22 protein-coding genes are annotated in these 23,440 nt (G+C 72.7%); 14 read left to right on the top strand and 8 right to left on the bottom strand.

Annotated features, from left to right (window positions below):
- Positions 1 to 25: 25 nt before the first annotated feature.
- Both ACFC8N_RS33380 and ACFC8N_RS33375 read right to left on the bottom strand, forming a co-directional pair.
- The gene (locus tag ACFC8N_RS33380) at positions 26 to 610 is read right to left on the bottom strand and encodes an isochorismatase family protein (RefSeq protein ID WP_356029515.1); all 585 of its coding nucleotides are present in this window, start codon (positions 608 to 610) and stop codon (positions 26 to 28) included.
- 284 nt (positions 611 to 894) lie between these two features.
- Positions 895 to 1,332, bottom strand: coding sequence for a MarR family transcriptional regulator (locus tag ACFC8N_RS33375; RefSeq protein WP_356029516.1), 438 nt, complete (start codon positions 1,330 to 1,332; stop codon positions 895 to 897).
- 104 nt (positions 1,333 to 1,436) lie between these two features.
- Between ACFC8N_RS33375 and ACFC8N_RS33370 the strand changes: the two genes are divergently transcribed.
- Complete coding sequence (locus ACFC8N_RS33370) at positions 1,437 to 1,937, top strand: metallophosphoesterase family protein (protein ID WP_376292304.1); 501 nt, start codon at positions 1,437 to 1,439, stop codon at positions 1,935 to 1,937.
- 23 nt (positions 1,938 to 1,960) lie between these two features.
- A complete protein-coding gene (locus tag ACFC8N_RS33365) occupies positions 1,961 to 2,554 on the top strand; it encodes a GNAT family N-acetyltransferase (protein WP_362819486.1) in 594 nt (197 codons plus the stop codon).
- 121 nt (positions 2,555 to 2,675) lie between these two features.
- Here ACFC8N_RS33365 and ACFC8N_RS33360 read toward each other — a convergent pair whose 3' ends face one another.
- Positions 2,676 to 3,779, bottom strand: a complete 1,104-nt coding sequence (locus tag ACFC8N_RS33360; RefSeq protein WP_376292301.1) for an XdhC family protein — start codon at positions 3,777 to 3,779, stop codon at positions 2,676 to 2,678.
- Positions 3,780 to 4,060: 281 nt separating this feature from the next.
- Between ACFC8N_RS33360 and ACFC8N_RS33355 the strand changes: the two genes are divergently transcribed.
- Positions 4,061 to 6,043, top strand: a complete 1,983-nt coding sequence (locus ACFC8N_RS33355) for a GTP-binding protein (protein ID WP_376292298.1) — start codon at positions 4,061 to 4,063, stop codon at positions 6,041 to 6,043.
- Positions 6,044 to 6,117: 74 nt separating this feature from the next.
- Positions 6,118 to 7,986: a cellulase family glycosylhydrolase gene (locus tag ACFC8N_RS33350; RefSeq protein WP_376292296.1), complete on the top strand. Its 1,869-nt coding sequence runs from the start codon at positions 6,118 to 6,120 to the stop codon at positions 7,984 to 7,986.
- Between the two features lie 74 nt (positions 7,987 to 8,060).
- Here the strand turns inward: ACFC8N_RS33350 and ACFC8N_RS33345 are convergent, their stop codons facing one another.
- Positions 8,061 to 9,314, bottom strand: coding sequence for a YncE family protein (locus tag ACFC8N_RS33345; protein WP_376292293.1), 1,254 nt, complete (start codon positions 9,312 to 9,314; stop codon positions 8,061 to 8,063).
- 164 nt (positions 9,315 to 9,478) lie between these two features.
- On the opposite strand from ACFC8N_RS33345, the gene ACFC8N_RS33340 reads away from it, so the two are divergent.
- Both ACFC8N_RS33340 and ACFC8N_RS33335 read left to right on the top strand, forming a co-directional pair.
- The gene (locus ACFC8N_RS33340) at positions 9,479 to 10,156 is read left to right on the top strand and encodes a TetR/AcrR family transcriptional regulator (RefSeq protein WP_356029525.1); all 678 of its coding nucleotides are present in this window, start codon (positions 9,479 to 9,481) and stop codon (positions 10,154 to 10,156) included.
- 182 nt (positions 10,157 to 10,338) lie between these two features.
- Positions 10,339 to 11,364: an alcohol dehydrogenase gene (locus ACFC8N_RS33335; protein ID WP_376292291.1), complete on the top strand. Its 1,026-nt coding sequence runs from the start codon at positions 10,339 to 10,341 to the stop codon at positions 11,362 to 11,364.
- Between the two features lie 132 nt (positions 11,365 to 11,496).
- Here ACFC8N_RS33335 and ACFC8N_RS33330 read toward each other — a convergent pair whose 3' ends face one another.
- Positions 11,497 to 12,729 (bottom strand): glycosyltransferase, encoded by a 1,233-nt coding sequence (locus tag ACFC8N_RS33330; RefSeq protein ID WP_376292349.1) that lies wholly within the window; start codon positions 12,727 to 12,729, stop codon positions 11,497 to 11,499.
- 249 nt (positions 12,730 to 12,978) lie between these two features.
- Here ACFC8N_RS33330 and ACFC8N_RS33325 point away from each other — a divergent pair, with 249 nt between their 5' ends.
- Positions 12,979 to 14,952 carry a ricin-type beta-trefoil lectin domain protein gene (locus tag ACFC8N_RS33325; RefSeq protein WP_376292288.1) on the top strand — a complete coding sequence of 658 codons (1,974 nt, stop codon included), beginning with the start codon at positions 12,979 to 12,981 and terminating at the stop codon, positions 14,950 to 14,952.
- Between the two features lie 223 nt (positions 14,953 to 15,175).
- Here the strand turns inward: ACFC8N_RS33325 and ACFC8N_RS33320 are convergent, their stop codons facing one another.
- Positions 15,176 to 15,541, bottom strand: coding sequence for a nuclear transport factor 2 family protein (locus ACFC8N_RS33320; RefSeq protein WP_356029530.1), 366 nt, complete (start codon positions 15,539 to 15,541; stop codon positions 15,176 to 15,178).
- A 173-nt stretch (positions 15,542 to 15,714) separates the two neighbouring features.
- Here ACFC8N_RS33320 and ACFC8N_RS33315 point away from each other — a divergent pair, with 173 nt between their 5' ends.
- On the top strand, positions 15,715 to 15,990 hold the full coding sequence (locus tag ACFC8N_RS33315) for a hypothetical protein (protein WP_356029532.1): 276 nt from the start codon (positions 15,715 to 15,717) through the stop codon (positions 15,988 to 15,990).
- A 64-nt stretch (positions 15,991 to 16,054) separates the two neighbouring features.
- Here the strand turns inward: ACFC8N_RS33315 and ACFC8N_RS33310 are convergent, their stop codons facing one another.
- Positions 16,055 to 16,834 carry an acyltransferase domain-containing protein gene (locus tag ACFC8N_RS33310; RefSeq protein WP_362819492.1) on the bottom strand — a complete coding sequence of 260 codons (780 nt, stop codon included), beginning with the start codon at positions 16,832 to 16,834 and terminating at the stop codon, positions 16,055 to 16,057.
- Between the two features lie 233 nt (positions 16,835 to 17,067).
- On the opposite strand from ACFC8N_RS33310, the gene ACFC8N_RS33305 reads away from it, so the two are divergent.
- From ACFC8N_RS33305 to ACFC8N_RS33290, 4 genes are all read left to right on the top strand, one after another.
- Complete coding sequence (locus tag ACFC8N_RS33305; protein WP_362819494.1) at positions 17,068 to 18,153, top strand: S-(hydroxymethyl)mycothiol dehydrogenase; 1,086 nt, start codon at positions 17,068 to 17,070, stop codon at positions 18,151 to 18,153.
- Positions 18,153 to 18,782: an MBL fold metallo-hydrolase gene (locus ACFC8N_RS33300; protein ID WP_356029537.1), complete on the top strand. Its 630-nt coding sequence runs from the start codon at positions 18,153 to 18,155 to the stop codon at positions 18,780 to 18,782. Before ACFC8N_RS33305 ends, ACFC8N_RS33300 begins: the two co-directional genes overlap by 1 nt.
- 101 nt (positions 18,783 to 18,883) lie before the next feature.
- Positions 18,884 to 19,675 (top strand): SDR family NAD(P)-dependent oxidoreductase, encoded by a 792-nt coding sequence (locus ACFC8N_RS33295; RefSeq protein ID WP_376292285.1) that lies wholly within the window; start codon positions 18,884 to 18,886, stop codon positions 19,673 to 19,675.
- A 161-nt stretch (positions 19,676 to 19,836) separates the two neighbouring features.
- Positions 19,837 to 20,535, top strand: coding sequence for a L,D-transpeptidase family protein (locus tag ACFC8N_RS33290; RefSeq protein ID WP_376292283.1), 699 nt, complete (start codon positions 19,837 to 19,839; stop codon positions 20,533 to 20,535).
- Positions 20,536 to 20,576: 41 nt separating this feature from the next.
- Here ACFC8N_RS33290 and ACFC8N_RS33285 read toward each other — a convergent pair whose 3' ends face one another.
- The gene (locus tag ACFC8N_RS33285; RefSeq protein ID WP_362819497.1) at positions 20,577 to 21,779 is read right to left on the bottom strand and encodes a Gfo/Idh/MocA family oxidoreductase; all 1,203 of its coding nucleotides are present in this window, start codon (positions 21,777 to 21,779) and stop codon (positions 20,577 to 20,579) included.
- A gap of 165 nt (positions 21,780 to 21,944) precedes the next feature.
- Between ACFC8N_RS33285 and ACFC8N_RS33280 the strand changes: the two genes are divergently transcribed.
- Entirely contained in the window at positions 21,945 to 23,093 is a 1,149-nt protein-coding gene (locus ACFC8N_RS33280; protein WP_376292281.1) for an ROK family protein, read from the top strand.
- Between the two features lie 100 nt (positions 23,094 to 23,193).
- Positions 23,194 to 23,388, top strand: coding sequence for a hypothetical protein (locus ACFC8N_RS33275; RefSeq protein ID WP_071371440.1), 195 nt, complete (start codon positions 23,194 to 23,196; stop codon positions 23,386 to 23,388).
- The last annotated feature ends 52 nt before the right edge of the window (positions 23,389 to 23,440 follow it).

Here is a 23,440-nt window from a genome sequence, read left to right as displayed (position 1 = left end):
AGGGGCCGGGGCGGTCGGGCGGTGCTCAGGCGTGGGTCTTGGCCAGCAGTTCCAGGACCTCGGCGGTGGTGCCGCTCTCGCCGAGCCGCGGGAAGATCCGCTCCACGCTGTTCGCGTGCGCCTCGGCGTCGGCGTCGGCCATCGCGTCGGTGGCGAGGGTGACGTGGTAGCCGTGCGCGTACGCGTCACGGGCGGTGGACTCCACGCCGATGCTGGTGGCGATGCCGGTCAGCACGATCTGCGTGATGCCGCGCCGGCGCAGCTGGACATCCAGGTCGGTGCCGTGGAAGGCGCTCCAGTTGTGCTTCGTGACGCGGATGTCGCCGGCGTGGCCGTTCAGTTCGTCGACGATGACGTCCCAGCCCTCGGCGAAGGCGAGGCCGCGGGCCTGGCGCTCGGTACGGCCGGGCACGACGTCCCCGCCGTCGGCCGAGAAGGAGACGCGGACCAGGACCACCGGGAGGTTCCGGGCGCGGAAGGCGTCGGCGAGTTCCGCCGTGCGCGCCACGACCTCGGGGCCGGCGTACGGCTGGGTGGGCATGGCGGCGATGCCGTTCTGGAGGTCGATCGCGACGAGGGCGGTACGGGGGTCGAGCGTGGTGAGCGACATGATCGGTCAGGCCTTTCCGAGCGGTGCGGTGGGGGAGGGGTGAGCCGACCGGGGAAACGGTCCGGCAAGGTCGTCGCCGGCAACAGGACGGAGCGGGCGAGCGGGAAGGGGGCCGGGCGCGGAACGGCCCGGGCGCCTCGGCGGGCGGGGCGCCGCAGGCGACGCCGGTCGCGCCGATGGGCACCAGCGCCACGGCGGTCATATACGGCGGTCATCGAGGAGTCGACCTCAGGGGCGGATTGGTCCGCTCCGTGCGTCCGGCGAGCCTCGCCGCCACGGTCGTATCAGGGCTCCGACAGCCGGTCCATCAGCTCCAGCACCCGGAGGACGGCCTGCCGCTCCTCCTCCGTGTACCGCTCCTGGAAGGCGCGGGCCAGCCACTCGCTGCGCGCCTGCCGGTTGCCCTCCACGCGGGCCCGGCCGGCCTCGGTCAGCGTGACCAGCTGGCGGCGGCCGTCGGCCGGGTCGGGGGCGCGCAGGATCAGCCCCTGCTGTTCCAGGGCGGCCAGTGTCGTCGCCATCGACTGCGGGCGTACGCCCTCGGTGGCGGCGAGGGCGCTGGCCGTGGCGGCGCCGTGCTTGCCGACCAGGGTGAGCGCCGACTCCTGGGACGGACTGAGATCGGTGTCCTGCGCGACCTCGCGGAGCCGGCGCCGCAGCCGGCTGAAGACCACGCGCAGATCGCGCGCGGCGCGGGTGGCGGAGTCGGAGGTGTCAGCCATGCCCACCAGCGTAGGTCCGACAGCCGAAACTGTCCAGCTCGAACTGTTCAGTTCCGGCTGATTGATTTGGCGTCCGCCGGCCGTGACTCGATTAGGCTGGCCGGGTGCGTCTGCTGATGATGTCCGACACCCACCTGCCCCGGCGCGCCAAGCGGCTCCCGGAACAACTGCTGGCCGAACTCCCGCGCGCGGACGTGGTGTTCCACGCCGGTGACTGGGTCGACACCGCCACCCTGGACCTGCTGGAGAGCGGCAGCCGCCGTCTGATCGCGGTCCACGGCAACAATGACGGCCCCGAGCTGCGGGCCCGGCTCCCCGAGGTGGCCCACGCCGAACTGGACGGCCTGCGCTTCGGAGTCGTGCACGAGACCGGTCCCGCCCAGGGCCGCGAGGCCCGCTGCGCCGCCCGCTTCCCCGACCTCGACGTGCTGGTCTTCGGCCACAGCCACATCCCCTGGGACACCACCGCCCCGACCGGCCTGCGCCTGCTCAACCCGGGCTCCCCGACCGACCGCCGCCGCCAGCCGCACTGCACCTACCTCACCGCGACGCTCGCCGACGGCACCCTCACCGACGTGACCCTGCACCGGCTGCCGCAGCGGTAGCGGCCCTGTGCCAGGATGCCGGGATGATCTCTGACAACGGCATACCGGGGGACGTCGTTCCGGCGGGTCGCATGGCCGGCGGCGAGCAGCCCGTGCTCGCCCTGCCCGGCGGACTTCAGCTGCGCCCCTGGCGCCCCGACGACGCCGGCACCCTGCTGACCGCGGCCCAGGACCCCGCGATCCGCCGGTGGAACCGGCTCGCCGTCGACAGCCGTGAGGACGCGCTCGCCAGGATCGAGCGGATGCACGCGCGCTGGCGAGCCGAGACCTTCGCGGTGTGGGCCGTCGCCGCGCCGGGCGGACCCGCCGTCGGACTGTGCGCATGGGGCGACATCGATCTGCACGAGGGCAGTGCCGAGATCGTCTACTGGCTCCTGCCCGAGGCACGCGGCGGCGGCGTCGCCGTCGAGGCCACGCGCAGGCTCAGCCAGTGGGCCCTCGACGACCTGGGCCTGCACCGCCTGCGCCTGTGCCACTCGGTCGCCAACCCGGCGTCCTGCCGGGTCGCCGAGAAGGCCGGCTACACCTACGAGGGCACCCAGCGCAGCGCCCTCCTGCACGCCGACGGCTGGCACGACCAGCACCTGCACGCACGCGTGGCGGGCGACACCGCGTAGCGGGCCGCCACCGCGGGGCGGCGAACTCGTGGCGCGGCCCCACGACTTGCCCCGCGACCTGCCCATGCCTTGCGCCAGGCGCTGCTCCGCGACCCGCGCTTCCCGGACGCGGCGGCCTCGCTCACGCGGCGGGCGGATGGATGGCCCCGGCGGTCGTGGTCAGCGGTGCGCCGGAGCCGCCCCAGCGCAGGGCGACGATCTCGGCGGCGACGGACACCGCGACCTCCTCGGGCGTACGGGCCCCGAGGTCGAGCCCGAGCGGCGAGCGCAGCCGGGACAGCTCGGCCTCGCCCAGACCGGCCTCGGCGAGCCGTGCGCGCCGCTCGTCGTGGGTCTTGCGGCTGCCCATCGCGCCGACGTAGGCGGCCGGGCGGCGCAGGGCCTCCTCCAGCAGGGGGACGTCGAACTTCGGGTCGTGGGTGAGGACGCAGATCACCGTGCGGTCGTCGGTCCGCGTGCCGGCGAGGTAGCGGTGCGGCCAGTCGACCACGACCTCGACCGCGGCCGGGAAACGCTTCGGCGTGGCGAAGACCGGGCGGGCGTCGCACACGGTCACCCGGTAGCCGAGGAAGTCGCCGACGCGGGCCACCGCGGCCGCGTAGTCGATCGCGCCGAAGACCAGCATGCGCGGGGGCGGCGCGAACGACTGGAGGAACACCGACACGTCGTCCTCGCGGCGCTCGCCGTGGGGACCGTAGTGCCGCATCACCGAGGCGCCGAGGGCGAGTTCGCCGCGCGCGTCGGCGGTGACGGCGACGTCGAGGCCGGGCGCGCCGAGCGTGCCCTCGGCCCGGTCCGGCCGGACGGCGAGCGTGGCGCCGCGCGGCGCGGGCCCGTCCACCACCGTGGCCGCCGTCACCGGCTCGCCCGCCGCGACGGACGCGGCGAGCGCCCCGAACGCCGGATCCGACGCGGGAGTCACCGGCCGCACCAGCAGCGTGATCTCGCCGCCGCAGGTGAGGCCGACCGCGAAGGCGTCCGCGTCGCTGTACCCGAACGTCTCCAGCCGCGCCTCGCCGCTCGCCACGACCTCCCGCGCCAGCTCGAACACGGCCCCCTCCACACAGCCCCCGGACACGCTCCCCACCACCTCGTCGTCCGGGCCCACCGCCATCGCGGCACCGGGACCGCGCGGCGCGCTGCGGCTGACCGCGACGACCGTGGCCAGCCCGAACGGGGCCCCGGCCGCGTGCCAGCGCGCCAACGTCGGCAGGATCTCCCGCACGCCCCACTCCTCTCCCTGCCCCGCGCGAACACCGCCCGCAGGGTCGGCACCGTGGAGACAGCGACCCAATGGTGGCCGTACGTCACATTACGGCCGCGTCCGGGGTGCGGCGAGCGCGGCGGAGGGGGTTTCGTTGAACGTTAATCCATTGCCGCCGGGTAGCGGAGTCTGCTGCACTGCGCGGGTTCCGACGTACGTCACACAGGAAGGTCCAGCGATGCGCGCTGCGTGCATGTCCGCCCAGGAAGGAATCCACCCCATGCCGAAGGACATCACGCTCAGTGCACCTGCTCAATCTCGGAATTCTCGCCCATGTCGACGCCGGTAAGACCAGCCTGACCGAACGGCTGCTGCACACGGCCGGGGTCATCGAGGAGATCGGCAGCGTCGACGACGGGAACACCCGGACCGACACGCTCGCGCTGGAACGCCGGCGCGGCATCACGATCAAGTCCGCCGTCGTGTCGTTCCCGCTCGACGGCGTCACCGTCAACCTCATCGACACCCCCGGTCACCCGGACTTCATCGCCGAGGTCGAGCGCGTGCTCGGCATCCTCGACGGCGCCGTCCTGGTCGTCTCGGCGGTCGAGGGCGTCCAGGCGCAGACCAGGGTGCTGATGCGCACCCTGCGCCGGCTGGGCATCCCCACGCTGATCTTCGTGAACAAGATCGACCGGCGCGGCGCGAACGGCTCCGCCGTGCTCGACCAGCTGTCGCGCCGGCTGGCCGTGCCGCTCGTCCCGATGGGCCGCCCCGCCGCGCCCGGCACCCGCGCCGCCCGCTTCGTGCCGGACCTCGCCCCGGCCGCCGCGGAGGTGCTCGCCGAGCACGACGACGAACTGCTCGCGGCCTGCCTCGACGGCGGGATCCCCGACGGCCGTCTGCACGCGGCCCTCGCCGCCCAGACCCGCAGCTCCCGTGTCCATCCCGTCTACTTCGGCTCCGCGATCACCGGCGCCGGGGTGCCCGAACTGGTCGGCGGCGTCGAACGGCTGCTGCCTCCCGCCGACGGCGACCCGCACGGCCCGCTGTCGGGCGCGGTCTTCAAGGTCGAACGCGGTCCGGCGGGCGAGAAGATCGCCTACGCGCGGCTCCGCGCCGGCACCCTGCGCGTGCGTGACCGCGTCCCGTACGGCGCCGCCCGTCGTGTGACGGGCAGGGTCACCGCACTGAGCGTCTTCGACGGCGGTACCGACACCCGGCAGGACCACGCCGGTGCCGGGCGGATCGTCAGGGTGTGGGGCCTCGACGGCATCCGGATCGGGGACACGCTCGGCACGCCCGGACGGGCGTACGAGCACCACTTCGCGCCACCGACCCTGGAGAGCGTCGTCGTCCCCGGCCCCGGCACGGACCGGCGCGCCCTGCACCTGGTGCTCACCCAGCTCGCCGAACAGGACCCGCTCATCGGCGTCCGCCACGACGAACGGCGCGGGGAGACCTCCGTGTCCCTCTACGGCGAGGTCCAGAAGGAGGTCGTCCAGGCCACCCTCGCCGAGGAGTTCGGCCTGGAGGTCACCTTCCGCGAGACGACCACCCTGTGCGTCGAACGGCCCGCCGGCACCGGGCACGCCGTCGAGTTCAACAACAAGGACGGCAACCCGTTCCTCGCCACCGTCGGCCTGCGCGTCGAGCCCGCACCGCCCGGCGCGGGCGTGGCGTTCCGGCTGGAGGTGGAGCTCGGCTCGATGCCGTACGCCTTCTTCAAGGCCGTCGAGGACACCGTCCGCGAGAGCCTCGGCCAGGGGCTGCACGGCTGGCAGGTGCCCGACTGCACGGTGACCATGACCCACAGCGGGTACTCGCCCCGGCAGAGCCACGCCCACCAGGGCTTCGACAAGAGCATGTCGAGCACCGGCTACGACTTCCGGGGCCTGACCCCGCTGGTGCTGGCCGAGGCGCTGCGCCGCGCGGGCACCGTCGTGCACGAGCCGGTGCACCGCTTCCGGCTCGACGCCCCGGCGGACACGCTGGGCGCACTGCTGCCGGTGCTCGCCCGGCTCGGCGCCGTACCGGAGAGCACCGCCGCGGCCGGAGCCGCCGCCGTACTGGAGGGCACGGTGCCCGCCGCCCGGGTGCACGAGCTGCAGCAGCGGCTGCCCGGGCTCACCCGCGGCGAGGGCGAGCTGGAGACGGCGTTCGACCACTACGCGCCGATCGCCCGGGGCGCCGTCCCCGAGCGGCCGCGCACCGACCACAACCCGCTCAACCGCAAGGAGTACCTGCTGAACGTGATGCGCAGGACCGGGGACGGGACGGCGTGAACTGACTGAGAGTCAACTTACTTATGAGTCAGGTGGTATTGACGCGGCTTTCGGCGGGCCGGACTGTGGTGGACATGTCGAACACCCGGGCACGTCTGCTGGTTGTCCTGGTCGTCCTCAGCGGATTCCTGACGGTGGCGGGCGCCCCGCCCGCCACCGCCGCCACCTCGGCTCTCCCCTCCGACTCCCTCTGGTTCGACGGCTCCGCCCTCACCGTGCAGAACGGCCGGTTCACCGACGGCCAGGGGCGCGAGATCGTCCTGCGCGGCTACAACGTCTCCGGCGAGACCAAACTGGAGGAGAACGGCGGCCTGCCGTTCGCCTCCGTCGCCGACGCCCGCACGTCCGCGACCGCGCTGCGCGCCCTCGGCGGCGGCAACGCGGTCCGCTTCCTGCTCTCCTGGGCCCACGCCGAACCCGTACGCGGCCAGGCCGACACCGCCTATCTGGCCGCCGTCACCGACCAGATGCGCGCCTTCCTGGACGAGGGAATCCGCGTCTTCCCCGACTTCCACCAGGACCTCTACTCCCGCCACCTGTTCCACACGGGCAGCTGGTACACCGGCGACGGCGCGCCCAAGTGGGCCGTGGATACCGGGAGTTACCCCGCCGAATCCTGCGGCCTCTGCCTCTTCTGGGGCCAGAACATCACCCAGAACGCGGCCGTGCAGAAGGCCCAGTACGACTTCTGGCACGACACCTACGGTCTCCAGGACGCCTTCCTCGCCACCGCGCGGACGGCCATGGCCTACCTCCAACAGCACCTGACCGCTGCCGAGTTCGCCGCCGTCGCCGGATTCGACCCGTACAACGAGCCCTACGCCGGAAGCTACGACTCCGGGCAGGCCTCCCGCACCTGGGAACGCGATCTGCTGTGGCCGTTCTACGTGAGGTTCCGCGCCGCCATGGACGCCGCCGGCTGGCAGGACAAGCCCGCCTTCGTGGAGCCGGGCCTCTTCTGGAACTCCGACATCTCCACCCAGAAGCAGGAGGGCGGCCTGCTGGACGCGGGCACCCTCGGCCCGCGGTACGTCTTCAACACGCACTTCTACGACCAGAAGGCCATCTCCGGGATCCTGATGTGGGGCAAGGCGGCCGACGGCCAGTACGCCTCCGACTTCGCCGCCGTCCGCGACCGCGCCGCCTCCGCCGGCACCGCGGCCGTGGTCAGCGAGTTCGGGCACCCCCTGTCCGGCACGGTGTCCGACAAGGCGCCGACCGTCCTGAAGGCCATGTACCAGTCCCTCGACTCCCGCCTGCCGGGGGCGAGTTGGTGGTCGGACCCCGCCGCCTCGGGCCCGGTCCTGTCCGGCACCCAGTGGCAGTGGGACATCTACAGCGGCCGGCATCACGAGCTGATGAACGGCAGTCCCGACAAGGTGCAGACCTCCGGCGACGCCTGGAACGGCGAGGACCTCTCCGCCGTGGACCTGGACGAGTCCGGCAACGTCACCCTCCGGCAGGACGCGCGGCTGCTGGACCGCCTGTACCCGAGCGCCACGGCCGGTACGGCCCTGGCCTTCACCTACGAGGACCGCTCCCGCGACGGCTCCACCACCCTCACCTGGAACCCGGTGCCCAGCAGCCTGCCGCACGTGGCCCGACTGGTGGGCTCCGGCCGGTACGGGCTGCTCGTGTGGCGCTCCGGGGACGGCACCGCGCCGACCGAACTGCACCTGCCGGCGTCCTTCCCGGCCGCGTCGACCACCGTCGTCTCCGACCTCGGCACCGTGTACGCCCCGCCCGCCTACACCGGGGCCGGCACACCGGTCGCCGTCGCCCCCGAACCGGGCGGCACCGGAAGCCGCCGGCTGCTGCTCGGCGACACCGACTCGGGCGTCCTGCACTACGCGCTGGTGACCGACGGGGCCACGTCCCCCTCGGCGGACCTGCTGAGCGCGGCCCGGTCCGAGCTGGCCGCGTGGGCGGGGGCGCACTTCTGAGACGCCCGTGACCCCTGACGAGGAAGCCGAGCGGCCCCCGTGGAGAGTGGGGTCCCCCCGGAGGCCGCCGGCGCTCAACTCCCCGTCGGGCCCGTCCAGTCGGCCTGGACATGCCCCAGCCGGACACGCTGCGGATGGTCGCCGACCGGTACGGACAGCACCTTCTGGCCGGTGGCGAAGTCGATGGCCGTGACCTGGTCGGCGCCGGCCTCCGAGATGATGCAGTCCTTGCCGTCGCCGCTCACCGTCGCCCAGTACGGCGTCGAGGCGGTGATGAGCGGGCCGACGTCGAAGGAGGCCCGGTCGACCACGGTCGCGTAGTTGTCCATGGTCCCGGCGACACACAGCTTGGTGCCCTCGGGATTCATCGAGATGCCGTGGTGGCGCGAGTCCAGCAGCCACGTGGTGCGGTCCGGGTTCGTCGCCGGGTTCGCCGGCAGCGTCTTCACCCGGGTGATCCTGTCCGCGGCCACGTCGTACTCCAGGAAGCCGTTGAAGAACGACACCTGGAAGTACAGCTTGGACCAGTCGGGCGTGAAGGCGGCGGGCCGGACCGCGCTGGAGAAGTCCTTCAGCCCGACCGCGTCCAGCCGCTGCCGCATGTCGATGGTCCTGACCTGCTTGAACGTCGTCGCGTCGACGATCGTGATGTGCCGGTCGCCCTTGGTCCAGTCCCAGCTCGGATCGTCCAGGGAGGTCGTGACCTCGCCGATGGACATGTTCCAGAGGTACTTCCCGCCGTCGGTGAAGAAGTTCTCGTGCGGCTTGTCGCCGGTGGCGAACTCGCCGAGTTCCCTGCCGGTGTCGATGTCCAGCACCTGCACCTTGTTCGCGGTCGACGCCGAGACGGCGACCCGGGTGCCGTCGGGGGAGACCGCCATGTGATCGGCGCGGTAACCGGCCACCGGGAAGCGCCAGTTGATCCTGTCGGTGGCCAGGTCGATGGAGACCACGTCGGCGAAGCTCGGCCGGGAGACGACCACGGACCTGCCGTCGGGCGTGGAGTACATGTCGTCCACGTACTGGTCGTGCCCCTGGCCCACCTCGTTGCGGATGGACGTGTAGTAGATCCACTTGATCGGGTCGGCGTTGATCTCGGCCAGTCGCGCCGCCTTGTCGGGGACGACATCGATCCGGCCGATCTTCGCGAAGTCACCCGTGGACCTGATGACGTCGGCGGTGCCGTCCCAGTTGTTGCCGACGAACATCACCTCGCGCAGACCGTCGGAGCCGGGCGTGGCGGCGGAGGCGGCGGTCGCCGGAGCGGCGACGGTCAGGACGAGTGCGGCGGCCACGGAGCACAGGTGCCTGGTTCTGGAGGCAGGCATGACTGCTCTCCTTCCTCGGGGGAGAAGTCTGAACACGCGTGCTTTCACAGTGAACTTACTGAAAAGTAAGGAGGGGGTGGGTTACTCGACAAGAGGTGTGCACGACAGGATTGAGAGCCGGTGCGGCGAGGGCGGGCCGGCGGCGGGGAGACGGAGGGGGACAGGTGGCGGGAAGGTTCAGGGCGCCGACGGGCCGCTACGGCGGTCGGTCCGCCGAGGAACGGCAGGCCGAACGGCGCCGGCGTTTCCTGGACGCGGCCCTGGAACTGTTCGGCGGACCGCCCGGCTACCGGGGCACGACGGTCGCCGCACTCAGCCAGGCCGCCGGACTGTCCACCCGTCAGTTCTACGAGGAGTTCCGCACCCTGGAGGACGTCCTCGCCGCGCTGCACCTGGAGGTCAACGGCTGGGCCGAGCAGGCGGTGCTGGACGCCCTCGGCGCGGCGGACGGACTGCCGCTGGCCGAGCGGGCCACGGTGCTCTTCCGGGCCTACGCCCGCGACGTGACCTGCGATCCGCGCCGTATCCGCATCGCCTTCGTGGAGATCGTCGGCGTGAGCTCCCGGCTGGAGGAGCAGCGGCTGGCCCGCCGGGCCCGCTGGGTCGACCTCATCCGCGCCGAGGCGGACGCGGCCGTCGTACGCGGCGAGGCGGCGCCGCGGGACTACCGGCTGGCGGCGACGGCCTTCATCGGCAGCGTCAACGGCCTGCTGCACGACTGGAGCGCCGGCTGGGTGGACGCCACGCTCGACGAGCTGGTGGACGAGCTGGTGCGGCTGCTGCTCGGGATGCTCCGGCCCGAGGGCTGGCGCCCCGCACCCGACGTGCCGGGCGCTGTCTGAGCCCCCGGCTGCTGCTCGCCTGTCGGCGCAGGTCAGTGCCGGTCCGTGCCGTTCGGCGCGCGGGATCGGCCCGGAGCTGGTCTGCTGGTGCGGGGGCGTCGTACCCGTGCGGTACCCGTGCGCCGGGCGGCACAGCCACCGCGAGACATGGGAGAGCGGGAGAGAGGGAGAGAGGGAGCGTGATGAGCACGTATCGAGTCGCGCAGGTGAGGAGCGCGGGCGGCGCGTTCGAGCTGGCCGAGCGTCAGGTGCCGGAGCCCGGGGCGGGCCAGGTGCGCATCGCCGTCGAGGCGTGCGGCATCTGCCACAGCGACGCCATGTTCGTGCACGCCGCGGTGCCGGGCATCACCTTCCCGGAGGTCCCCGGGCACGAGATCGCCGGCCGCGTGGACGCGCTCGGCGAGGGCACCCAGGACTGGGGCTGGCAGATCGGCGACCGCGTGGCGGTCGGCTGGTTCGGCGGCAGCTGCGGCCACTGCACGCCCTGCCGGCGGGGCGACTTCATCGTGTGCGCCAACCTCAAGGTGCCCGGCTGGGCCTACGACGGCGGCTTCGCGGAGAAGATGATCGCGCCCGTCGACGCCCTGGCCCGGATCCCGGACGCCCTGGCGGCGGCCGACGCGGGCCCCATGGCCTGCGCCGGCGTGACCACGTACAACGGCCTGCGGCACAGCTCCGCCCACCCCGGGGACCTGGTCGCGGTGCTCGGCCTCGGCGGCCTCGGCCACCTCGGGGTGCAGTACGCGGCGGCGATGGGCTTCGAGACCGTGGCGATCGCCCGCGGCGCCGAGAAGGCCGACTTCGCCAAGCAGTTGGGCGCCCACCACTACGTGGACAGCACCGCGGGCACCCCGGTCGCCGAGGCCCTGCAGTCCCTGGGCGGGGCGAACGTCGTGCTGGCAACCGCCGGGAACTCCGGCGCCATCACGGCCACCGTGGACGGTCTCGCACCGCGCGGTGAGCTGGTGGTGATCGGCGCGGACCCGGAGGCCATGGGCATCAGCCCGCTCCAGCTGATCATGGGCGCCCGGGTCGTGCGCGGACACCCGTCCGGCACGGCGCAGGACGTGCAGGACACCATGGAGTTCAGCGCCCTGCACGGCATCCGCCCGATGACCGAGACGGTCCCGCTGGACGACGTCGACGGCGCCTTCCAGAAGATGATGGCCGGCAAGGCCCGCTTCCGCATGGTCCTCACGAACGGCTGACCCGGGCGACGCCGACCCGGGCCACGGCGGGATCCTTCCGGGCGGCGACGACCGAGAGCGGCCCCGGCGGCACACCCAGCCGCCTCCCGGTCGGCCCGCGGCTGCCTGGCGAAGGTGCCCCGGCCGGGCGGGTCAGCCGTCGGCCAGCCGCTCCAGTGCGGCCAGGACCGGGGCCGCCCCGTCCTCCGCGCGGATGCGGGCGGCCAGGGAGCGGGCCCGTTGCCCGTACCCCGGCCGGCGGGTGGCCTGCAGCAGGGCGCAGGAGAGGGCGTCCACGGTGAGGCGGCGCAGCGGTACGGCGGCCGGGGCGACGCCCAGGGCGACCAGGCGGGCGGACCAGAAGGCGGCGTCGAACTGGATCGGCACCGGCACGGCGGGCACCCCGGCGCGCAGGCCCGCCGCGGTCGTACCCGCACCCGCGTGGTGGACCACGGCGGCCATGCGCGGGAAGAGCAGCGCGTGCGGCACGTCGTCGATGGTCAGCATGTCCTCGCCGTCGGCCGCGAGCCCGCCCCAGCCGCGCTGGATCACCCCGCGCAGCCCGGCCCGCCGCAGCGCCGCCACCACCTGGGCACTGAGCCGTGCGGCGTCCGGCACCGTGGCGCTGCCCAGCCCGACGAAGACCGGCGCCGGACCGGCGTCGAGGAACTCCTGTACGCCAGCGGGGAGTTGGTCCTCGGTGTCGTACGGCCACCAGTAGCCGCTCACCGTCAGCCCCGGCCGCCAGTCCCGGGGCCGGGGCACCACCAGCGGGCTGAAGCCGTGGTGCACCGGCCACAGCCGTCGCTCCCGGGCCCGCAGCGCGGCACCGGAGCGTACCGGGGGCAGTCCGAGCCGCCCCCGCACACCGGGCAGGGCACCCGAGAAGATGTGTTCCGTGGCGAGGCACACCCCGTGCCCGGCGACCCGGTTCACGACCGGCCCCCAGGAGCCGCCGCCGAGCACGGGAGGCGCGAACTCCCGCGTTCCGGCGAGGGGTTGGAGGTACACCCCCATGCTCGGCAGGCGCAGTCCCTCGGCGATCGTGTGGCCGAGCGGGGCGAGCGAGGCGGACAGCAGCAGTGCCTCGCTGTCCCGGGCCGCCGTGAGCAGGTCCTCCGTCATCCGCCCGACCAGCCGGCGCGCCATGTCCGCGAGGCGCAGCAGCTTCGTGGCCTCGCCGGCGCTGCGGTGCAGGCCCCGGCCGCGCGGCGACTCCAGCTCCGCCCGGGGGTCGACCGGCAGCGGGTGGAAGCGCACGCCCGAGCCGCAGAGCAACGGCCCGAAGCGGGCGTGGGTGACCAGGGTGACCTCGTGCCCGGCGCGGGCGAGGCGGTGCCCCAGTCCGGTGTAGGGGGCGACGTCGCCCCGGGATCCGGCCGTCATGATCGCAATGCGCACGATGACCCAGTATGGCGGCACGGCCCCTCGCGCGGGACCCAACGGCCCAGCGGGCACGGCCGGTTCGCCCCCGTCACAGCCGTTGACTTCACCCCCGGGCGGCTCTACGGTCGGCCCGCGACACGTTCGGAGTGTCGATCTGTGTTCGAAATACCGACTATGCCGACGATGCCGACGACCGAACCGGTCGACGTATCACTCAGCGTGGATTCCGTTCCGCACACGGAGGCGCCGATGTATCCCTCACCCCGTCCGACCGCCGAAGGCCTGCTGCTCCGGTGCAGAGCCGGCGCCGTCCGCGCGCTCGTCCTGGCGCTGACCGCGGCCGCCGCCCTCCTCTTCGCCCAGCCCGGCCCTGCCAGGGCTGCGGTGACGGCCCGTCAGATCGCCGTGCCCGCAGCGCCGATGGGCTGGGCCTCCTGGAACAGCTTCGCCGCGAAGATCGACTACAACGTCATCAAACAGCAGGTCGACGCGTTCGTCGCGGCCGGTCTGCCCGCCGCGGGCTACCGGTACATCAACATCGACGAGGGCTGGTGGCAGGGCACCCGCGACAGCGCCGGCGACATCACCGTCGACACCGGTGAGTGGCCCGGCGGCATGAGCGCCATCGCCGACTACATCCACAGCAAGGGCCTGAAGGCCGGCATCTACACCGACGCCGGCAAGAACGGCTGCGGCTACTACTACCCGACCGGCCGCCCCGCCGCCCCGAACACCGGCAGCGAGGGCCACTACGACCAGGACATGCTCCAGTTCTCGAAGTGGGGCTTCGACTTCGTCAAGGTCGACTGGTGCGGCGGCGACTCCGAGGGCCTGGACGCGAAGACGGCGTACACCTCGATCAGCTCCGCCGTCACCAGGGCGACCGCGGCCACCGGCCGCCCGCTCACGCTGTCCGCGTGCAACTGGGGCAGGCAGAACCCCTGGAACTGGGCGCCGGGCCTCGCCACCATGTGGCGCACCAGCACGGACATCATCTACTACGGCAACGCGCCCTCCCAGGCGAACATGCTGGCCAACTTCGACCAGGCCCAGCACCCGGCCGCCCAGCACACCGGGTACCACAACGACCCCGACATGCTGATGACCGGCATGCCCGGCCTCACCGCCGCGCAGAACCGCGCCCACATGGCCCTGTGGGCGGTCTCCGGCGCCCCGCTGCTGGCCGGAAACGACCTGACGACGATGACGAGCGAGACGGCCGGGATCCTCACGAACCCCGAGGTCGTCGCCGTCGACCAGGACCCGCGCGGCCTCCAGGGCGTCAAGGTCGCCGAGGACACCACCGGACTCCAGGTCTACGGCAAGGTCCTGTCCGGCACCGGCAACCGGGCCGTCGTCCTGCTGAACCGCACCTCCGCCGCGCGGAACATCACCGTCCGCTGGTCCGACCTCGGCCTGACCGGTGCCTCGGCGACGGTGCGCGACCTGTGGGCGCGCTCCACCCTCGGCTCGTACGCGACGAGTTACACCGCCGGTGTCCCGGCGGGCGGCTCGGTCATGCTCAAGGTCAGCGGCACCGAGGCGGCGAGGACCGACTACGGCACGACCTCCACCGGCACCTACACCGGCGTGAGCGCCGCGAGCACCGGCCTGGCCGTGGCCGACATCGCCTACACCAACACCGGTTCCACACCCCTCACCGGCACCCTCCGGGTCGACGGACAGACGGCCACCGCGGTCTCGTTCCCGCCGACCGGTTCGTCCCAGGGCACCGTCTCGGTCCAGGTGAACCTCATCAAGGGAGCCGGCAACTCCCTCGCGCTGACCGGCGGTCCGTCCCTCGGTGCCCTCACCGTCCGCCCCCTGCCGGGCACGAACGGCACCCTCCTGACCGGCAAGCAGTCCGGCCGCTGCGCCGACGTCTACGACAACACGCTCACCAACGGCACCCAGGCCGAGCTGTGGGACTGCAACGGAGGCGCCAACCAGGCCTGGACGTTCACCTCCCGGGGGGAACTGGTCGTCTACGGCGACAAGTGCCTCGACGCCTACGACCGCGGCACCACCGACGGCACCAAGGTCGTGATCTGGGACTGCAACGGCCAGGACAACCAGAAGTGGACGCTGCACACCGACGGCACGATCACCAACGTCCACGCGGGACTGTGCCTGGACGCCTCCAACGCGGCCACCGGCAACGCCACTTCCCTGGTCCTGTGGACCTGCAACGGTCAGGACAACCAGAAGTGGTCGCAGACCTGACCACTGCCCGGGCGGTCGCCGTCGTCGCGGCTCAGCGGCGTCGGGAGCGCCGGGTGTGCGGCGCGGGGCGGGGTCGCGCCTGCCCGAGCACCGACCGCAGCGCCCGCACCGACCGCAGCCGTAGCCCTCCCAGGCTCGCGCGGGCAGAGAAGGTCCAGGTCAGCCGGGAGGTGACCTGGACCCTCGCACTTCTCCTTCCGGCGCCCGTCATGCCTGGGGCCGCCTACTCGTCCCAGGCCTGGATGATCAGCTGGCTGGTGATCTTGCCGTCGCGCAGCGTGAGCATCGACTCGGCGAGGACCTTGGTGCCGTCCCCGTACTGGCACTTCTCGCTGAAGGCGACGTGATCGCCCTGTACGACGCACTGGTCCAGCTTGTGTGTCATGTCGCGGCGGTAGATGTCGTCCAGCAACTCGGCGATCTGGGCCCGGCCGTGCAGGACGGTGGGGTGGCTGGGCTGGTGGTCGTGGTCGACGATGCGGATCTCCGCGTCGTCGGCGTAGAGCGCGAGCAGGGAGTTGCCGGTGTTCCCCTCCACGGCCCGGCGCAGTGTCTCGGTGTCGAAGCCGGAACCTGTCACGGTCCCCATGGTGACCTCCTTCGGACGCCCGCGGCCCGGCGTGGATCGGGCCGCGCGGGCTCCACTCTTCGAGGCTCCTCCGGCCCGGCGGGCACGGCAAGCGCAGCCGGGCGCCTCCGCCTCGCGGGTAGCCGCGGCCCGCCACCCGTGTCCGGCCGGGGTCCGGGGGCGTTGTTGAGGGCATGATCTCCTCTCGACGTATCGTCGCCGCCCTCGGCCTCGCCGCCGGGATCACGGGCCTCGCCGTCCCGACGGCGAACGCGGCGCCCACCGGCGCACCGCACAAGGCGCTGCTCAACCCCATGACCACGCTCGACGCCATCGCGGTCAGCGACATCCCGGCCGCGCACCGCAAGGAGGTCCCGAAGGTGTCCGAGCAGATGCGCGCGCTGAACCGGGTTGACCAGCTGAACAAGCTCGACGCACTGCACCAGGTCACCGACCTCGCGGGCCCGTGACGGGCGTGCCGCCGGCCGTCGCGGCCTGAACCGCCGCCCGAGGCCCGTTCGCCGGCCGCGGCCCTCACGTCTGTCCGCCGCCGGACCCCGTCCCCGGCCCCGCACGCAGCACCGCCCAGTCCCGCGACAGGGCGAAGGCCGTCGCCGGGCCGTCCGGCAGACAGCCGGGCAGCAGGCGGACGAGCAGGTCGGCGGGGCCCAGTTCCAGCCAGACGCGGACCCCGGCGCGGTGCAGCACCCCGGCCATGTCCGCGAACCGCTGCGGTGTGCGCCGTACCCAGAACTCCGGCTCGGCGGTCTCCGCGCCCACCGGGCGGGCGGTGCTGTCACAGACGAGGGGGAGGCGCGGGGCGCGCGGGTGCAGGGTGGCGAGCGTACGGCCGTAGGCGCCGAGGACGCCCTCCAGAGCGGGGCGCCCCGGGGCCGGGCCGGGCAGGGCGCCGAGGAGACGGGCCAGGGTGCCGACCGCGTGACAGGCCTCCGCCAGGGAGAAGACACCGGCGGCGTACGCGGCGGCCATCCGACCGGCCGCCTGGCCGTAGACCACGTCCGGCCTGACTCCCCAGCTGTGCAGCAGCCGGCACTGCGCCACCTGGAGCGCGAACAGCGCCGGACCGGCGTACGTCGCCCGGTCCAGCAGGGCCGCCGTCCGGGTGCCGTCGGCCGCGAACATCACACAGGCCAGCGGGAGTTCGAGATACGGGTCGAGGCGCGCGCAGATGTCGTCCAGCGTCTCGGCGAACACCGGGAACTCCTCCCGGAGTTCGGCGCCGGCTCCGGGCCGTGGTGAGGCACCGGCCGAGAACAGGAAGGCGGTACGTCCCGTGCAGCCGTCAAGGGGCATGCCCCCATTGAGGCACGGCCGGACCGGGAGCAGACACCAGGCAGATTCCTGCACCCTGCAAAAAAATTGCCATCATGGAATGACCTTTTCCAGTCACATCCCGGGACCTGCGGAACGCTCGCGAAGAAACCCGGTCAGGCGAGAGATCCACGATCACCGCCGTGGTCCCCGCCGCTACCGATCGGTCACGCGTAGGGTCGGCAGCGAAGGCAATCGAAAGAAGGGGCCAGACCATGGCGCAGGAAGTCCGCGGCGTGATCGCACCGGGGAAGGACGAGCCCGTACGGGTCGAGACGATCGTGGTGCCGGACCCGGGGCCCGGCGAGGCCGTCGTACGTGTCCAGGCCTGCGGTGTCTGCCACACCGACCTGCACTACAAGCAGGGCGGCATCTCCGACGACTTTCCCTTCCTCCTCGGCCACGAGGCCGCGGGCGTGGTGGAGTCCGTCGGCGCCGGTGTCACGGACGTGGCGCCCGGCGACTTCGTCATCCTCAACTGGCGTGCGGTGTGCGGGAACTGCCGGGCCTGTCTGCGCGGCCGGCCCTGGTACTGCTTCAACACCCACAACGCGAAGCAGAGGATGACCCTCACCGACGGACGCGAGCTGTCCCCGGCCCTCGGGATCGGCGCGTTCGCCGAGAAGACCCTCGTCGCCGCCGGCCAGTGCACCAAGGTCGACCCGGCCGTCTCCCCGGCGGTCGCCGGACTGCTCGGCTGCGGGGTCATGGCCGGTCTCGGCGCGGCCCTCAACACCGGCAACGTCGGACGGGGCGACTCGGTGGCCGTCATCGGCTGCGGCGGCGTCGGCGACGCGGCGATCGCCGGGGCGGACCTCGCCGGCGCCGCGAAGATCATCGCCGTGGACATCGACGACCGCAAGCTGGAAAAGGCCCGCACCCTGGGCGCCACCCACACCGTCAACTCCAAGGAGACCGACCCCGTCGAGGCGGTCCGCGAGCTGACCGGCGGCTTCGGCGCCGACGTCGTCATCGAGGCCGTCGGCCGCCCCGAGACGTACAAGCAGGCCTTCTACGCCCGCGACCTCGCCGGCACCGTCGTCCTCGTCGGCGTCCCCACCCCCGAGATGAAGCTCGAACTGCCCCTGCTGGACGTCTTCGGCCGCGGCGGCGCCCTCAAGTCCAGCTGGTACGGCGACTGTCTGCCCTCCCGGGACTTCCCCATGCTCGTCGACCTGCACCTGCAAGGCCGCCTCCCGCTCGACGCGTTCGTCACCGAGACCGTCCAACTGGACGAGGTGGAGAAGGCGTTCGAGCGGATGCACCACGGCGACGTGCTGCGCTCGGTGGTGGTGCTGTGATGAGCGCCCGCATCGAACACCTCGTCACCTCCGGCCGGTTCACCCTCGACGGCGGCAGCTGGGAGGTCGAGAACAACGTGTGGATCGTCGGCGACGACCACGAGGTGATCGTCATCGACGCCGCCCACGACGCCGAGGCCATCGCCGCCGCCGTCGGCGACCGCCGCCTCACCGCGATCGTGTGCACCCACGCGCACAACGACCACATCGACGCGGCTCCCGCCCTCGCCGACCTCACCGGCGCCGTCATCTGGCTGCACCCCGACGACCTGCCGCTGTGGAAGCAGACCCACCCGCACCGCGAGCCCGACCGGCACCTGGTCGACGGCCAGGTCATCGAGGCGGCCGGCGCCGACCTCACCGTGCTCCACACGCCCGGCCACGCCCCCGGCGCCGTCTGCCTGTACGACCCCGGGCTCGGCACGGTCTTCACCGGCGACACCCTCTTCCGGGGCGGCCCCGGCGCCACCGGACGGTCCTGGTCCCACTTCCCGACGATCATCGACTCCATCCGCGACAAGCTCCTCACCCTGCCCCCGCAGACCAAGGTCCTCACCGGGCACGGCGACCCCACGACCATCGGCGCCGAGGCACCGCACCTGGAGGAGTGGATCGAACGGGGCCACTGAACCGTCCGAGGCCCCGCGGACACCGGTGATCCCGGCGCTCCGCAGCGGCCGTTCCCGCCGTACCCGGTGAAACGGCGGCCCGGGCGCCGTACGGTCGCCCCATGACCGATCACACCCGATTCGCCGGACACGGCGTACTCGTCACGGGCGCGGCCCGCGGCATCGGCGCGGCCGTCGCCCGGCGCCTCGCCGAGGAGGGCGGCCGCGTCCTGCTGACCGACCAGGACCTGCCCGAGGCCGAGCGGACCGCCGAGTCCCTGCGCCAACAGGGGCTCCCCGCCGAGGCGTTGGCGTGCGACGTCGCCGACCGCGCCGCGGTGGACGCCGCCGTCGCGCGGGCCGTCACCGCGTTCGGCTCGCTCGATGTGCTCGTCAACTGCGCCGCCCACTGCACCCCGGACGCCCCGCTGTTCGAGGACGACTGCGACGACGCGTGGGCACGCGACCTCGACATCACCCTGACCGGCGTGCGCCGGTGCTGCCGGGCCGCGCTGCCGCACCTCGTCGCCTCCGGGCGCGGGGCGATCGTCAGCATCGGCTCCGTCAACGGCGGCCAGGACTTCGGCAACCACGCCTACAGCGCCGCCAAGGCCGGCCTCGCCTCGCTGACCCGTACCCTCGCCGGCCACGCGGCGGCCCGGGGGGTACGGGTGAACCTCGTGGTGCCGGGCACGGTCCGCACCTCGGCGTGGGAGGGGCGCGACGACGAACTGGAGGCCGTCCGGCCCCTCTACCCGCTCGGCCGCATCGGCGAGCCCGAGGACGTCGCCGCCGCGGTCGCCTTCCTCGCCTCCCGCGACGCGGCCTGGATCACGGGGACGACGCTGGTCGTCGACGGCGGCCTGACGGCGGTGAACACGGGTTTCCTCGCGGCCGTGAAGCGCCCGTCCTGACGAACGCGACGAAGTTCACCGTTTCGTCACAGTCCGGCCGGAACCACAACCCCGCCGTCCCCGCGCAGGTCTAGGAGTCCGACATCGCGGGAAGCGAGTGGTAAGCACCCGGGGCGGCTCCCGGGCGGCAGGGGAGAACAAGGGGAGAAGGGGACACGGACATGGGGGACACACGCAGACGGGGCGTTGTCGCGCTCGGGGTCACGGGACTGGTGGCGCCGCTCACGCTCGCCCTCACCACGGCGCCGGCCCAGGCGGCCACGAGCTGCACCACGCAGGCGGGGCCGTATCAGAAGCAGGCGGAGAAGTTCCTCGGCCGGCCCGTCGACGGCAAGCAGTCCGCCGCCGACTGCCGGGCCATCAAGGCCTTCCAGGACACGCACGGCATCACGCCCGACATCGGCTACGCCGGGCCCGTCACCTGGGGCGTGATGGATCTGGTGAGCAAGCAGCGGGCCGTGGGGAAGAACCCGAACAAGGACGGCGCGTGCCCCGTGAACAAGGGCCGGATCGCCTGCGTGAACCTCACGCTCCAGCTCAGCTGGATCCAGGACGGGAAGAAGGTCGTCTACGGGCCGGTGCCCGTGCGCACCGGCCGCAAGGGCTACGTCACCCGCACCGGTCTGAAGAAGGTCTACTGGCGGGACCTCCACCACGTCTCGACCGTCTACAACGTGCCCATGCCGTACAGCCAGTTCTTCGACGGCGGTCAGGCCTTCCACTCGGTGGGCCTGAGCATGTGGAACCCGCCGGGTTCGCACGGCTGCGTCAACATGACGACCAAGGACGCCCAGACGTACTGGTCGCTGCTGAGGACGGGCGACGACGTCTTCGTCTACGGCCGCAAGCCGGGTACCTGAGCGGCATCCGAGCGGCACCTGGGCCGTCGTCGCCCGGGCCGTCACGCCTCGGGCGCGTCCCCGAAGTCGGGGATCCGCAGCCGTACCCCGCCCTGCCGCGCGGACTCGTGCGCGATGACGCCCGGCAGGGTGTAGCGGGCGGCCGTCCACGCGTTCACGGTCGGCAGGCCGCGGGTGGTGACGGCGGTGACGAAGTCGTCGACGAGGAAGTGATGGCTGCCCTCGTGGCCGTTGTGGAGGTGGTCGAACTCCCTGGGCAGCCTCGACCGGTCGTGCACCGGGGCCGAGCCGGAGGTGAAGGCGGCCCGCAGCTCCGGTGCGATGTGCGCGAGTGAGGGGTCGTCAGGGGCCAGGGTCTGCTTGGGCTCCAGCAGCTCGCTGATGTCCCGCACCCCCTTCTTGTCCTGCCACAGCGCCACCGTCGCCAGCTGCTCCATGCTGGCCTCGGTGCCGAAGAACCGGAAGCGGGACTCGCGGATGTGCGAGGGATAGCCGACCCGCCGGAACTCGTTCGTACGGAACGATCCGCCGCCCGCCACTTCGAACAGGGCGGTCGCGTTGGACACGTCGTTGTCGAACTGGCTGACCGAACGGTCGAAAACGCCGTCCCCGCGATCGTCGCGCACGCCGAGCGCCGACACGCTCACCGCATGTGTCCGCCAGGCCCCGAGCACCCCGCCCACCGCGTGCGTCGGGTACAGCAGCGGCGGATAGCTGGCCGTCGCCCGCCAGTTCTCGCCGCCGCTGTACCGGTAGGCGTCGTAGAAGCCGAGGTCCATGTCGTGGACGTAGTCGCCCTCGGCGTAGAAGAGCCGGCCGAAGGCGCCCTGGTCGAGCTGGTCGCGGGCGTGCACGGTCGCGGGGTGGTAGTGGCTTGTCTCGCCCATCATGTACGTCAGCCCGGTCGCCCGGACCGCGTCGATGATCGCGCCGATCTCCTCCGTGGTGATCGCCATGGGCACGGCGCAGTACACGTGCTTGCCGGCGCCCAGCCCCTGGAGCACGAGCGGGCCGTGCGTCCAGCGCTGGGTGAAGATCGCGACCGCGTCGACCGCCGCCGACTCCAGCATGGCCTCGTACGACGGGAAGGTGCCGGCGAGCCCCTGCGCGGCGACGAGCCGCTCGGCCCGCTCGGGCAGCAGGTCGGTGACGTACACGTCACGGACGCCGGGATGGGCCTGGAACAGCGTGGCGAACTGACCGGAGAACTGTCCGGCGCCGACGATGCCGAGAGAGAAAGTCATGACGATTACTTTTGGTGCGGAAGAATTGCATCGTCAAGGGGCGGGAGGAAGCTTCTGCAGCGCGCACGGTGCACAGTAGGGTGACCTGGTTGCTTCTGAGCCAAAAGAAAATCTGCGCCGGAAGAAGATGCGCCAGAAGAAGATGCTCAAAAGAAGAGGGGTGCTGTGACCGACTGGCTTCCGCTGAGCCCCGCGGAGCGCTCCGTGGCGATCGAGGCGCTCGTGCACGGGCCGCTGTCCCGCACCGAGCTGGCCCGGCGTCTCGGGCTCTCCCAGGGCAGCCTCACCCGCCTGACCAAGCCCCTCATCGAGTCGGGGCTGCTGGTGGAGGCGGCCGAGCCGGACGGTGGCGCGGAGGCACGCCAGGGGCGCCCCTCCCGGCCGCTCGGCGTCGTGGCCGACTCCTGCTCCTTCCTCGGCTTCAAGATCACCGCCGACCGGGTCTACGGCGTTGTCACCACCCTGCGCAGCGAGGTCGTCGCCCGTCTCGACCGGCCGCTGACCGGCCACGGCCCGGACGCCGTCGCCGACGTGGTCGCGCGGCTGGCCGCCGACCTCGCGAAGGGGCGGCCGGTCCCGGCCGGCATCGGCATCGGCGTGGGCGGTCTGGTGCGCGAGCGCGCGGTGGTGGCGGACTCGCCGTTCCTCGGCTGGCGGGACGTGCCGCTCGCCGCGCTGGTCCGGGACCGCAGCGGGCTGCCGGTCGTCGTCGAGAACGACGTCGCCGCCCTGGCCGAGGCCGAGACCTGGTTCGGCGCGGGCCGGGGCCTGGACCGCTTCGCCGTCCTGACCATCGGCGCCGGCCTCGGCTACGGGCTGGTGCTCGGCGGCAGGCGCGTGCCGTTCGCGGAGGAGGGCCGCGCCCCCGGCCGGTACTGGATCGTCGACCCGCACGGCCCGCTCACCCCGGACGGCGCCCGCGGCAGCGCCGTGTCCTTGCTCACGATCCCCAGCATCGAGTACCAGATCCGCGCCGCGACCGGCCGTGACGTCGGTTACGAGGACATCCTGGCCGGTGCCGCCGCGGGCGAGCCCATGGCCGCCCGGGTCGTCGGCGAGGCGGCGCGGGCGCTCGGCGTCCTGGTCGCGCAGATCGCCAACTTCGCGCTGCCGCAGAAGATCCTGCTCGCCGGGGAGGGGGTCGGACTGATGGACGTGGCCGGGGCCACGGTCCGCGAGACCGTCCGCGCCCACCGGCATCCGCTCGCCGAACCGGTGGATCTGGAGACGAAGGTCTCCGACTTCCACGACTGGGCGCGCGGGGCGGCGGTGCTGGCGATCCAGGTCCTCGTGCTGGGTGAGGGGAGAGTGTGAACTCCCGTGTGCGCATTGACAGATCGACGTGATGAGTAACACGGTCCGAAATGTCCGTATCGAGGGTACTTACTCACGACGTCTTCACGTCGAGCGGCATATGCTTCACAGCATGTCCACCACTGTTGAAGCCGTCACCGAGCGCTCTGCGCGATCGGCCGCGGAGGTCAACGAGGAGATCAGGGCCCTGTGGCGCCGGTCGGGCGGGACACTGACCACCGAGCAGCGCGCGGAGTACCAGCGCCTCGTGCTGGAGTGGGCCGCCGCGACCCCGCGGTCGAAGCGGGCGGCCTGACCGGCCTCGCGTCGACCGCGCCGCCACCGCACCGCTTGAACCCTTGGGCACC

The sequence above is a fragment of the Streptomyces sp. NPDC055966 genome (assembly GCF_042269865.1).
In the GTDB taxonomy this organism is placed as follows: domain Bacteria; phylum Actinomycetota; class Actinomycetes; order Streptomycetales; family Streptomycetaceae; genus Streptomyces.
Note: the sequence above shows the minus strand (reverse complement) of the source record. Positions and strands in the feature narration are given on the sequence as shown.